The organism is Candidatus Nanosynbacter sp. TM7-074 (assembly GCF_041006295.1).
Lineage (GTDB): Bacteria > Patescibacteriota > Saccharimonadia > Saccharimonadales > Saccharimonadaceae > Nanosynbacter.
On record NZ_CP158487.1, the window covers coordinates 420,811 to 433,662 of the forward strand.

At 46.2% G+C, this 12,852-nt stretch carries 8 protein-coding genes; 2 read left to right on the plus strand and 6 right to left on the minus strand.

The features are described from left to right. Positions 1–69: 69 nt before the first annotated feature. Positions 70–2,736, plus strand: a complete 2,667-nt coding sequence (locus TM074_RS02245) for a transglycosylase domain-containing protein (RefSeq protein ID WP_369000035.1) — start codon at positions 70–72, stop codon at positions 2,734–2,736. Between the two features lie 4 nt (positions 2,737–2,740). Here the strand turns inward: TM074_RS02245 and TM074_RS02250 are convergent, their stop codons facing one another. The 6 genes from TM074_RS02250 to TM074_RS02275 form a co-directional block, all read right to left on the minus strand. Continuing rightward, positions 2,741–3,547 (minus strand): PIN/TRAM domain-containing protein, encoded by an 807-nt coding sequence (locus tag TM074_RS02250; protein WP_369000037.1) that lies wholly within the window; start codon positions 3,545–3,547, stop codon positions 2,741–2,743. A 13-nt stretch (positions 3,548–3,560) separates the two neighbouring features. Next, on the minus strand, positions 3,561–4,910 hold the full coding sequence (radA, locus tag TM074_RS02255) for a DNA repair protein RadA (RefSeq protein WP_369000039.1): 1,350 nt from the start codon (positions 4,908–4,910) through the stop codon (positions 3,561–3,563). Next, the gene (locus TM074_RS02260; RefSeq protein ID WP_369000041.1) at positions 4,910–5,887 is read right to left on the minus strand and encodes a hypothetical protein; all 978 of its coding nucleotides are present in this window, start codon (positions 5,885–5,887) and stop codon (positions 4,910–4,912) included. The genes radA and TM074_RS02260 overlap by 1 nt, the downstream gene beginning before the upstream one ends. Continuing rightward, the gene (locus TM074_RS02265) at positions 5,871–8,327 is read right to left on the minus strand and encodes an ATP-dependent Clp protease ATP-binding subunit (RefSeq protein ID WP_369000043.1); all 2,457 of its coding nucleotides are present in this window, start codon (positions 8,325–8,327) and stop codon (positions 5,871–5,873) included. The genes TM074_RS02260 and TM074_RS02265 overlap by 17 nt, the downstream gene beginning before the upstream one ends. 40 nt (positions 8,328–8,367) lie before the next feature. Continuing rightward, positions 8,368–9,489 (minus strand): transcription termination factor NusA, encoded by a 1,122-nt coding sequence (gene nusA / locus TM074_RS02270; protein ID WP_369000045.1) that lies wholly within the window; start codon positions 9,487–9,489, stop codon positions 8,368–8,370. A 120-nt stretch (positions 9,490–9,609) separates the two neighbouring features. Beyond that, a complete protein-coding gene (locus TM074_RS02275; RefSeq protein ID WP_369000047.1) occupies positions 9,610–10,302 on the minus strand; it encodes an HNH endonuclease family protein in 693 nt (230 codons plus the stop codon). A gap of 20 nt (positions 10,303–10,322) precedes the next feature. Between TM074_RS02275 and TM074_RS02280 the strand changes: the two genes are divergently transcribed. Further along, entirely contained in the window at positions 10,323–12,848 is a 2,526-nt protein-coding gene (locus tag TM074_RS02280; RefSeq protein ID WP_369000049.1) for a M1 family metallopeptidase, read from the plus strand. Positions 12,849–12,852: the final 4 nt, after the last annotated feature.

A 12,852-nucleotide genomic window follows, 5' to 3' on the forward strand; every position in this document is an offset into this window, starting at 1 on the left:
TCCTTTCCTTTATATTTAGTATAGCAATTTTATAATTGAAGCGAAACATATGCGTGATATAATAGGATTGTGAAGAGGAAAACTACGATTAGCACCGCCGGACACGGCTCAAGCAATAAGAAATCTCCGTCAAAACGGATGAATTTATATGCCAATTTGGCGCAAAAACATCGAACAAAGAAAGATAAGGAGGCGCGCGAACGGGCAGAATATTTGGCAACTTTACCAAAACACCCCGTCAAGCGATTCTTTTACCGCCTACACCCAAAACGCCTAGCTAAATATTGGTTTTCTAAACGTGGCGGATTGATGGCCTTGAAAATCCTTGGCGTTGGCGTCCTATTGATGCTACTGCTTATCGGTGGTATGTTTGCTTATTTCCGTAAAGACCTTGATAAGATTCGTCCTGGCGAACTGGCTAAACGTGTCCAAACTACCGTTACCAAATATTACGACCGTAATGATAATTTGCTCTGGGAAGATAAAGGGACAGGAAACTATCAATTGGTGGTCGAAGCCGATCAGATTAGCGACTACTTAAAAAAGGCCACCGTCGCAATTGAGGACCGCGATTTCTATAAGCATCATGGCATCAGCATTAGCGGTATAATGCGAGCAATGCTTTCAACCGCTTCACGACGCCAAGTCCAAGGTGGCTCGACTCTGACACAGCAGCTTGTCAAGCAAGTCTTCTTCGCGGACGAAGCTGGCGACCGTTCAATTAGCGGCGTTCCTCGTAAGATTAAGGAAATCATTCTAGCAATTGAAGTTGAACGCATGTATAGCAAAGATCAAATCTTATCTCTGTATCTAAACGAATCTCCATACGGCGGTCGACGTAACGGTGCGGAGTCAGCTTCACAAACATACTTCGGTAAGCACGCCAAAGATTTGACACTGGCAGAAGCAGCGCTGATCGCCAGTATCCCGCAAAATCCAACCTACTATAACCCGTATAATACCGCCGGGCATAAGGCGTTAATTGCCCGCCAACACACAACTTTGGATTATATGGCTGAGCAAGGTGTCATTTCTAAGGATGAAGCTGAAAAAGCTAAAAAAGTTGATATTCTAAGCACTATCAAACCTCAGACAGAACAACTAGAAAACATTAAGGCGCCTCACTTCCTGCTAATGGTTCGCAACCAACTCAGTAAAGAGCTTGGCGAATCGGTCGTTGGACGTGGTGGACTAACAATTAAAACTACGCTAGATTGGCGTATTCAGGAAAAGCTAGAGACAGAAATGAAGTCCTTCTTTGCTACTGGACGACCAGATTCTGTCAGAATTAGTAACGGCGCGGCAACCGTTGAAGACGTACAAACTGGACAAATTGTTGCACTAGTTGGTAGTCGCGACTTTAATCATGCCGGCTACGGGCAAGATAATGCAGCCACATCTTATATTCAGCCAGGGTCAACCATTAAGTCCCTCGTTTTTGCTCAACTATTTGAGAAGCATGACAACAAACAGGGTTATGGTAGCGGCACAGTACTAAGCGACGATAATATCGACAGTCTTTACGGCGCAAAACTACGCAACTGGGACGGAAAATTTATGGGCGCCATAAACATCCGCAAATCCCTCTCCTTATCACGAAATATTCCAGCGGTTAAAGCAGCTTACATTGTCGGTAACGGCTCAGCAAAACCAGTCGTTGAGGGAATTCGCAAGATGGGAAATCATAATTACTGTCGCCAAGAGGAAAATGCCGGCGGCTACGGGCTCGGTGCGTCAATTGGCGGCTGTGGCACCAAGCAGACAGAATTGGTCAATGCTTACGGTACTCTGGCACGTATGGGTGTCCAAAAAAATAGTTCAAGCGTTATTGAAGTAAAAAATAGCCAAGGTGAGACATTGAAGAAATGGAAAGACGATGGCAAGCAGGTTCTTGACTCGCAGTCAGCTTATATCGTAAATGACATCCTGTCCGACAGGACCATCGGACTTCACGGCTGGATGGGAGTAAATGGCGTCCGAACCTCAGCTAAAACTGGTACGTCCGACAAAGGCTCTCAACCAAAAGATTTATGGATTGTTAACTATAGTCCAGCTCTTGTCATGGGAATCTGGCTCGGCAACTCTGACACTAGCGTCATCGGTACGTCAGCATCAAACTTTGGCATGCCGGTGGTTAGAAATGTCATGTCATTTGCTCATACGCAAGTTTACGCCAAAGAAGGCAAGTGGAAATCTGGGCAATGGTACGAACGTCCTAACGGCATCCAGAATGTTAATGGCGAACTTTACCCATCATGGTGGGACAAGAAACAAGGCCAATCTACAGAGAAAATTACATTCGACAAGGTCTCTAAGAAGAAAGCCACCAGCTGTACTCCAGATGGCGCTAAAGAAGAAATTGAGGTAACTAAGGTTATCGATCCACTGACAAAGAAAGAATCTCTCAGCGTGCCTTCAGGATATGATGCCAATGCAGAGGACGACGTCCACAAGTGTGACGATGCTAAGCCTCAAATTGGAGCAGTGTCTGTCACTGGCAGCGGTAAAAAATATACCATAAACGTTGACGTTTCAGCGGGAACTTGGGGGCTGGCCGCAATAGAAATTAGTGTTGACGGCAAGAGTGTTAAGAGTGCAGAAATCAGCTCCAGCGGTAAGCAGTCTGCGACAGTAGAGATTGAGACAGCAGGAACACACATTGTTTCTGTGACAGTCCGGGATTCAGCATACTACACCGCAACTTCAAGCAGTAGCTTCAAGTCAAAAGACAGCTAGACACTTACTGCTTATTAACTAAATTAATCAGCTCAGCCTCGTGCTGGGCTGATGTTTTTGACCGACCATTTGTGCGCTTTTTAGATACACTGGACTTTTGCTTTGCAGGTTTCTTTGGTTCGACAGTAAGCTTAGCAAACATCATTTTACCGGCGTCAGTCTGCAGGCTTCGAATAATTTCAATCTTCTTTGTCTGTCCGATATAACGCTTAGCATTCTCAACCACCACCATCGTGCCATCCTTCAAATAGCCGACCGCCTGATGAGTATCTTGACCCTTTTGCGACAACTCCAAATCCAATTCATCACCAGGTAGATAGCTCATCCTCAGGCTCTTTGCCAGCTCATTGATATTAAGCACCTTGACTCCGTCAACTTGCGCCACCTTATTTAGGTTATAATCAAGCGTTAGCACTGCCGCATCCATTTCCTTGGCTAATTTCAGCAGTCGAGAATCAACACCCTCTGGCACACGCTCATTATCGTCATACAGCTCAAATGACGATTTCAGTATGTCTTTAAGCTCTTTCACAACATCCATGCCGAACCGCGCCCTTTCGCGTTTATCGTGGTCTGCGCCATCGGCTAATAACTGCAGCTCAGACAGCACACTCCTCGGAACAATCACCTTACCGAGCAAGAATCCCGTCTTTGCCAACTCAATTACTCGTCCGTCCATCAATACTGACGTATCCACCAACATTGAAGTCTCGCCGACATGAGAATTGCGCCGCGGTCTTGCCAAAAAATAAATCTCAGCAGCCAGTCCAAGCAACATTATAATTATTATTAAACTGTAAAAATCTTTCATTTTTTCCTCTTTCTTATTGTAAATAGTCAATCAACGCCTGCCGCATATCACTGACGCCTTTTATAAATTTATCTTTATGAACTTTTGGAGCAATCGCGTAAGTGAAACCTAATTTCTTCGCCTCCTTGATTCGAGCCTGCCAATTAATCGCTGAGCGAACTTCACCGCCCAAACCAATTTCACCAAACACTACAGCCCCCTCATCTAAACTCCGACCAGCGCTAGCGCTAGCAATTGCCATGGCTACTGCCAAATCCGCCGCTGGATCGTTCAATTTTAATCCACCGACTACGTTGACATAAATATCCTTATCCACCAATTTCAATTTTGTACGCTTCTCCAAGACCGCCACCAGCAAATTCAGCCGATTCAAATCAAAGCCGCTTGCCGTGCGCTTAGGATAGCCAAAATTTGTCGGATTCACCAGCGCTTGGATTTCAACTAACAGTGGCCGTGCACCCTCCATAGTCGCCAGCACAATTGAGCCATCCAAGTTCCGCCGCTCCGCTAAAAGTTCTGCTGACGGATTCTTAACAATTCTTAAACCCTGATCGTCCATCTCGAAAATTGCCGCCTCGTTAGTCGAACCATAGCGATTTTTCTGCGCCCGAACAACTCGAAAACCACCATAACGATCCCCTTCAAAATTCAGTACAACATCCACCAAATGCTCTAATATCTTTGGCCCAGCAATCGAACCTTCTTTGGTGACGTGACCAACCAAAATCACCGCTGTACCAGAAGATTTGGCGGCACGAATAATTACATTTGAAGAGTTGGTGATTTGGCTAACCGAACCTGGTGCTGAAGAAATTTCACTCAAGGAAATAGTCTGCACCGAATCAACAATCACCAAATCATATCCGCCCTGCTGAATTGACGCAGCAATATCCTCGGCGCTATTACTAGACGCTAGATGTAACTTTTCCGAATCAGCCGCGCCCAAACGTTCTGCTCGTAATTTGACCTGCGAAATCGATTCCTCGCCACTAACATATAAAACAGATTTTGAGCCAGCAATATACGCTGCAACCTGCGCTAGCAGAGTACTTTTTCCAATTCCCGGCTGGCCCGCCACCAGCACCACACCACCAGCCAAAAAGCCACCGCCTAAAACCACGTCCAAATCATCAATTCCCGTGCTTAATCTTTCTAGCCCAGATTCAGCCACGGCTTCACGAACGCTAGCAGTTTTTAAAGCTTTGCCACGCCCAGCTGATTTATCGACAGCAGACGAACCTCCTGAAGAAATAACCTGCTCAACCAACGAATTCCACTCCCCACAATTTTCACACTTACCCGCCCATTTTGAAAAACTAGCACCACACTGCTGACAGATAAATTGACTTCGAGATTTTGCCATTACTTTGCCCCCTTCACACTGTCCAAGCTCTTATTTAACTCGTCAATTTTCACACCCAATTCCCTAAGCCTAAGGACGCCAGAATTATAAGAATTAATCTCAGAATTTAGGTTATTGCGCCGACTATTCAACTCAGAAAGCTCCGCCTGTAAAGCACGGCGTTGCCTTGAAAAATCATCTTGTGAGGAAAAATCACCGCTATTTGCTCGTCTGTTAAAGTCAGCCACGCGCTGGTTGTAATCGGCTATGTCGGCTGAATATTGTGATAAATCTTGATCTATTTTTTGTTTACGCGACTGCAATGACTTGCTTAACTCCTGCGCCTCATTTTCTCGTGACTCAAACTTTTCTCGGTAATGAGCGTGCAACCGCAAAACTTCCGACCGGTCAGTAAAATACCGACGATAATACTCCTCCAATTCCTCGCCCAAATTCGCAAACTCCGTCCCTAAAATTGAATGAAGCTCATTTGCGCGTGTGCCCGGCTGGGCTCGGTCGTAATATTTCATCCTCTCAGCCAGCTGGTCGGTCTTTACGTTATCATAAGCGTGCTCCAGCAGCGTCGACAAACGCTCTTTCTCGGCAGAGCTCAGCCTTTTCCATGCCGCGTGTAGCATCTCATGCGCCGCCGTCACCTCTTTTACGCCGTCTAATTCTGCATTGGTCACGTCATAGATGTAGATTTCACCAGCAGCCTGATCATAGCATCCTAAAATAGCGTTTCCCTGCTCTACACGCCGACAATCTTTATTAAACTCACCAGCCGACTGTATCTGCGGTTTAGAAACATAAAACATTTTCTTGCCAAAATCTGACATCTTGACGCGATCGGCAATTTCAGCAATCTGACCACTTGGCCTATATTGCCACAAGGTAATTTCATCGATAATCGACTGTCGATTCAGCACCAATAAAGCCATTCCAAGCACAAACGTAATTGAAACAAAAAATCCAATTAACTTACGCACGCTTGACATCAATTATCACCTTATTTTTATCAATTTTAGCCTGCAGAATATCGCCAGGCTTTGCTTTATTTGACAACAGAACATCACTGAGCGGATCTGCCAGCTCCGACTGAATAGTACGCCTGAGAACTCGCACGCCGCGCTGTTCGTCAAAACCCCGGTCAATCAGCCAGCGCTTGGTGGATGGAGTAATATCAAGCGTCATTTCGTGCCGCTCAACTGCCTTGATTAGGTCAATTGTAAGATTGTCAAAAATCTTTCGCACCACCGACCTAGCCAGCGGCTTAAACGTAATCACCCCATCAAACCTACCGATTAGTTCTGGCCTCAAGAAACTCTCCAACTCGCGTAAAGCTGCCCGTGAATTGCGATTATGTCGATCAGTATGGGAAGTTTTTTTCTGCCCAGACGAGGCAAAGCCCAACTCTGAATCCTGGATCATCTGCTCGGCGCCAACGTTGCTGGTTAAAATGATAATCGTCTGTCGGAAACTAATTGTCCGACCATGAGAGTCGCTCAATTTACCATCTTCTAAAATCTGCAATAGCAAGTTCAGTACGTCAGGATGCGCCTTTTCAATCTCATCAAACAACACCACGCTGTATGGCCGTCGCCGCACCTTGTCAGTCAATTTGCCGCCATCATCATAACCGACATAGCCAGCTGGCGCACCAATCAGCCGACTAGCTGTGTGCCGCTCTGAAAACTCACTCATGTCAATCTTAATCAAATTATCATCACCGCCAAAAACCTCCCGCGCCAATACTCGTGCCAGCTCAGTCTTTCCTACGCCAGTCGGCCCGAGGAAAATAAACGAGCCCAACGGCCCACTTTGGCGGCTCAGGCCAGCTTTATTTCGTCGAATTGCCCGGGCTAACTGCTCAATTGCTTCGTCTTGACCCAGCACACTTCGACTCAAGTGCTTCTCTAATTGGATTAAATCTCTCATTTGGTTCAGTGATAATCTATCAATCGGAATATTCGTCATCGCTGAAACTGCACGTCGTAGATATTCCTCTGTTAACATAGGTTTACTATCGACTTCGTTTCTCAGTTTATCAGCCTGCAATTCCAGCTGTCGCATTTGCGCCTTAAATTCCGCGGCTTGTTGATAATTTTCAGCCTCGACAGCAGCATCAATCCTACCAGCTAGTCGTTTGATTTGACGTGATAATTTATCCTTGCGAGACAATTTTCTTGGCAAATTTGATTTTAATAGACTAGCGGCCTCGTCAATTACATCAATCGCTTTATCCGGCAAAAACCGCTCCGTCACATATCGTTGACTTAAATCGACAGCTTCAATAAGCATTTCGTCAGGAATCTGTACTTGATGATGCTTTGCAAGATTATCCCTCAAGCCTCGCATCATCTCCACCGCCTCTTCTGGAGATGGTTCCGCCACCGTTACCGCCTGAAAACGCCGGCCTAAGGCCGCATCTTTCTCAATATGCTTGCGATATTCATCAAACGTCGTCGCGCCAATTAGCCGTACTTCGCCGCGTGCCAATGCTGGCTTTAATACGTTGGCCGCGTCCATTGAACCTTCCGCCGATCCAGCACCAACCAGCAAGTGCAACTCGTCGATAAACAAAATGACTTCCTGGTGTTTCTTAGCAACCGCTAAGACTTTTTGCAGTCGCTCCTCAAATTGCCCGCGATATTTCGTCCCAGCAATCATTGCCGTCAAGTCCAGCTGGAAAAGCCGCTTACCTTTCAAAAACTCCGGCACCTTATTATCGGCAATTTTTTGCGCCAAGCCTTCAACTACCGCGGTTTTACCAACACCCGGCTCGCCGATTAGCGCTGGATTATTCTTACTGCGGCGTCCCAGTATGGTAATCATCCGCTGAATCTCTGCCGACCGGCCAATCACTGGATCTAAAAATCCTTCACTAGCCCGCCGTGTCAAATCCACGCCAAATTTATCCAGAATCTTCAAATCGGCAGATTTTTTAGTTGTTGTAGTCTGATTCTTCTGCAGCGACTCAAATTGCTGTTTATCAAACACATCCTCCAGATTTCCGCGCAGCTGCTCAATGTCAATATTCATATCACGCAGCAGCTTAGTTGCCCGCGCCTCATGCTGCAACAGCATGCTATACACAATATGTTCCGTACCAATTCGCTCCTGTCCAAACTCAACCGCCAACTGCCATGACGTACGAATCAGCTCAGCCACTTCGGCACTTAAGCCCTTTTTTACGACTGTAACCACCAAAGGCTTAGCAGTTAGATTAAGCACCATTTCCGCCCTATCTAACGTCACGCCATTTTCCGCTAAAATCTTAGCCCCAAGCGACGAATTCTGTGCCAATACACCAAGTAAAATATGCTCCGTGCCGACATAATCGCGACCTTCGTTATGCGCTAGGAAACCTGCTCGCTCCAAACTGGCGCGAGCTGTTTCCGTTAAACGAGGTTCTAGCTCAGAAAAATCCTCTGACATATGCCCCTCCTTTCGTTTTTAATAGCCAATCGAGAGCGGCTTATTCCGCTACCTCCTCAACCACGCTCATTAAGCTATCCTCGATATTCTTGCGAGGTTTTGGCTCCGACTTAACAGCAGCTTTCGCTTCAATATCAAGATCATATCCTGTCAATCGACTTGCCAGGCGAACATTTTGCCCAGCTCGACCGATTGCGATTGATTGCTGATCTTCGCTAACGTAAACTGTTGCCCGCTTTTCTTCTTCATTTACAGTGACGCTGATTACCTCTGCCGGGCTCATAGCATTAGCAATAAAGCCAGCCGTATCTTCCTCAAATGGAATAATGTCAATCTTCTCTTGCTCACCAATTTCATTCATTACAGCCTGAACACGAGCACCATGACCGCCAACAAACGTACCAACTGGGTCAACACCCGGCAGCGCAGAAGCCACTGCCAACTTGGTGCGGCGACCAGCTTCGCGGGCAATTGCTTTAATCTCAACTGCGCCAGTTTCCATCTCTGGCACTTCTTGATTGAACAAAAAGCGTACAAACTCTTCATTGCCACGGCTAAGAATTAACTGCGGACCGCGACCTTCGCGCTCAATATCCTTAATATAAACCTTAATACGACGACCAACGCCATAATATTCGCCAGGAATTTGCTCACTCTGAGGCATAATACCGACGGCTTTGCCCAACTCAATTCGTACCACACGTGGCTCTACACGCTGAACCGTACCGATAACGACCGTACCAATTTTATCTTCAAACTCAGCCAGTACTACCTCACGCTCAGCTTCACGCAAACGCTGCAAAATAACCTGCTTAGCAGTCTGAGCCGCCACACGGCCAAATGTCGTCACATTGTGAGTCTCTACTATTACTTCGCCGTCAATCTCAGCCGCAGCATCCAACTTCTTAGCATCTTCCAGGCTAATTTGATTGATGTCATTCTCAACCTCTTCAACCACAGTTTTAACCACCGAAACCACAGCTGTGCCGCTATTGATATTCAAGTTAGCTCGCACCAACTGCTCGCGCGTACCGTTATCACGGCGCCATGCTGCCGCAATCGCCTGCTCAATCACACTTAAAACTGTTTCTTCTGGTAGGTTTTTTTCATCAGCAATCGTCCGCACTGCTAGTGTCAGTTGCTTGATATTCAAATCTTCCATATTTACTCTCCTTCTTTTATATAATTATATCCTTTTCCGCTTCAAACTTCCATAAACGAAAAACTCCGACCTGCCGGCCGGATGAGTACTTTCTCATTGTATTAAAATTTTTTCATTTTGTCAATTTACTTCCACGCACTTCTCCAAAATACTCGACATCGCACTTTTTTCTGCTTCTGTCACCCATAGTCGATACCGTCGCTTTACCGCTATCTGGCGCGCTACATACTGACAGCGAAACGGCTTATTGCTCGGCAACCAAGTTGCTGCGTCGCCGTCACCTTTGGCTTGATTTGCCGGACCGTCGACAGCTAATAGATTCAGCGGATCGTTTGCCAACTTTTCCCGTTCCTCGGCTGATAATTGTTGCGCACCTTTCTGCCAAGCGTCACTCAATGCCACCACATGGTCAATCTGCACTTTAGAACTCGATTTCTCACCACGCTGAAAATGAATAATTTGTCCCGTATAAGGGTCGTTAAGCACACCTGATAAAACTCGACATTTTTCATCAATCTTCTCATCTGTTAAGTCCCTCGCTAAAATCACCTCGCGAACCGAACAGCCATTAATTTTACCCCAGCCATTACCAAACTGCTTACGCATATAGCCGGTTTTTGGCGCACGCCCCTTGACTTCCAATTTTCCCAACTCCGCCCTCGCATTTGAATCGCCAAATAAATCTCGCTGTGTTGATGTTTTTATCGTCTGAGTTTCTGGCTGAGAAGTCTGCGAAGCCCAAATTCCCGCGCCAGCTACCACCGCTATCAATATGACTATCACTTGTCGACGCCATATTTTATTCACCCTCATGGCTGTATTATAATAAAACCATGACTAAAGTTCCACGCTTACTCGACACATTTATACCAAACCATTACACATTAACCATCGATTTGACTTGCGCCGAAGAGAAAGCATTTTCTGGCAAAGTTGTCATTTCTGGCGAATCAACTGGCAAATCAATTTCGCTACACGCCAAAGATTTAACTATTCAATCAATCACAATTGATAATCAGCCAGCTGAATTTTCTCACGGAGAGTTTGACGAGCTGCGCTTATCGCAATCAGACTTGAATGCCGGTAAGCACACTGTTTCTATTGATTTTTCCGGCACCATCACCGATTCCATGCACGGATTATACCCTTGCTATTTCACACACGACGGTATCAAGAAACAACTGTTTGCCACCCAATTTGAATCACACCATGCCCGCGAAGTGCTCCCGTGCGTTGATGAACCAGCTGCCAAAGCCACTTATGACGTGACACTCGTGACCGCTCCGGACTTGACTGTCCTTGGTAATATGCCCGTCACTGAATCATCTGAAAAGGGCGGCGCGCTGACAACCACTTTCGCCACCACGCCGCGGATGAGTAGCTACCTCCTAGCCTTTGTCGTCGGCGAACTCCACAAGAAAACCGCTCATACCAAATCTGGTGTTGAAGTTAATATTTGGGCAACGCCAGCCCAAAGCGAGGAGACGCTGGATTTTGCACTAAACATTGCCACTCGTTCAATTGATTTTTATGATGAATATTTTGGCGTACCATATCCGCTGCCAAAATCCGACCATGTAGCGCTGCCTGATTTCTCGTCTGGCGCTATGGAAAACTGGGGATTAATCACCTACCGCGAAAGCTGCCTGCTGGCTGACCCGAAATTAACGCCAGAATCATCCAAGCGCTTCATCGCCACCGTCATCACCCACGAACTCAGCCACCAGTGGTTTGGCAATTTGGTGACCATGCAGTGGTGGAACGACCTGTGGTTGAATGAGAGTTTCGCTAATATGATGGAGTATGTGGCGGTCGACGCACTGCACCCCGAGTGGCGAATGTGGGAGGATTTTGCGACAAATGAAGTAACAGCAGCGCTTCGGCGAGACAGTTTGGACGGTGTACAGTCAGTGCAAGCCGACGTCAATCACCCGGACGAAATCAGTACTTTGTTTGACCCGGCAATTGTCTACGCCAAGGGTGGTCGACTGCTGGTGATGGTACGGCAGCTGATCGGCGAGGAGGCATTTCGTGCAGGACTAAAGTCATATTTTGAAAAATTTGCTTACCGAAACACTGTTGGCGATGATTTATGGCGGGAGCTAGAAACTGCCAGTGGTCAGCCAATTGTCGACTTGATGAACACTTGGATTTCACAGCCAGGTTTGCCAATCGTGCAGGTCGAGCGAAATAATTCTGACGAGAAACCTACCACCACGCTACACCAAGAACGCTTTTTCATCGGCGATCATCAGCCATCCGACGCCTTGTGGCCGATCCCACTGTTTGCCAACCAACCACTTGACGTAAAAATTCTAGATCAAGAAGAAATCACCGTTTCCACCGAAAAACCATTGCAATTAAACTGTGGCTTAAGCGCTCATTTTGTCACTAAATATGACGAATCAACTCGCAACAATCTTCTGAAAAACATCCGTGCCTTACCGACTTTAGATAAGATTTGCATTCTACAAGACGCCACCATACTGGCTCGGGCTGGATTTGAAAGTTCGGCCTGGCTTCTTCCGTTAGCGCTATCCCTAAAAACCGAAACTAATGAAAAAGTTTTTAATATGGCAGCTCGAGCCCTAGCGGAATTACGAAAATTTGTTGACGATAACGATATCGCCCGCAATCGTCTAAAGCAAATATCTGACGATTTTGGGCGCGCCACATTCGAGGAATTAGGCTGGGATGAAAAACCTGGCGAGTCCGACGACGACCGCGAACGGCGCATCACAGCCTTAGGGTTAATGATTTATAGTGAAAATCAAGAAATTTTGGATGAGGCTAAAAAGCGGTTTGATAATCATGAACTAGAAAAATTACCAACAGAAATTCGCTCTCTGATTATTAGTGCCAATGTTCGACATTTTGAGACTCCAGAAATGATAGACAATCTCTTTACGATATATAAAGATACTCCATCAAATGACCTGCAGGACGACATTGCCGTAGGTCTTACCTCCACACAAAACACAGAAACCGCCAAAAAGATTCTTGAGAATCTTAAAGATGCCAACATTATTCGTCCACAAGATGCCAGTCGTTGGTTTGTCTATTTAATTCGCACTCGAGAGAATCGTCAAATTGCCTGGAATTGGTTGAAGGAAAATTGGGCATGGGTCGAGGATAAGTTTGGTGATGATAAAAGCTACGACGATTTTATTCGCTATGCAGCCACGGCCCTACTGACAACCGACGAGCTTAACGAATTCCGACAGTTCTTTGAACCGATGGAAAATATTCCAGCCCTCGTCAGAACGATTAAGTTGGGAATTACAGAAATTAGAGCACGGGTCGAGTTGATTGAGCGAGATAAGACAAGTGTGCTCTCTGCTTTGCAAACAACACTGTGACATA

Coding starts and splice junctions, on each gene's coding strand:
- TM074_RS02250 (WP_369000037.1), bottom strand. CDS start 3,547: ATGAAAGATTTTTACAGTTTAATAATAATTATAATGTTGCTTGGACTG.
- radA (WP_369000039.1), bottom strand. CDS start 4,910: ATGGCAAAATCTCGAAGTCAATTTATCTGTCAGCAGTGTGGTGCTAGT.
- TM074_RS02260 (WP_369000041.1), bottom strand. CDS start 5,887: ATGTCAAGCGTGCGTAAGTTAATTGGATTTTTTGTTTCAATTACGTTT.
- TM074_RS02265 (WP_369000043.1), bottom strand. CDS start 8,327: ATGTCAGAGGATTTTTCTGAGCTAGAACCTCGTTTAACGGAAACAGCT.
- nusA (WP_369000045.1), bottom strand. CDS start 9,489: ATGGAAGATTTGAATATCAAGCAACTGACACTAGCAGTGCGGACGATT.
- TM074_RS02275 (WP_369000047.1), bottom strand. CDS start 10,302: ATGAGGGTGAATAAAATATGGCGTCGACAAGTGATAGTCATATTGATA.
- TM074_RS02280 (WP_369000049.1), top strand. CDS start 10,323: ATGACTAAAGTTCCACGCTTACTCGACACATTTATACCAAACCATTAC.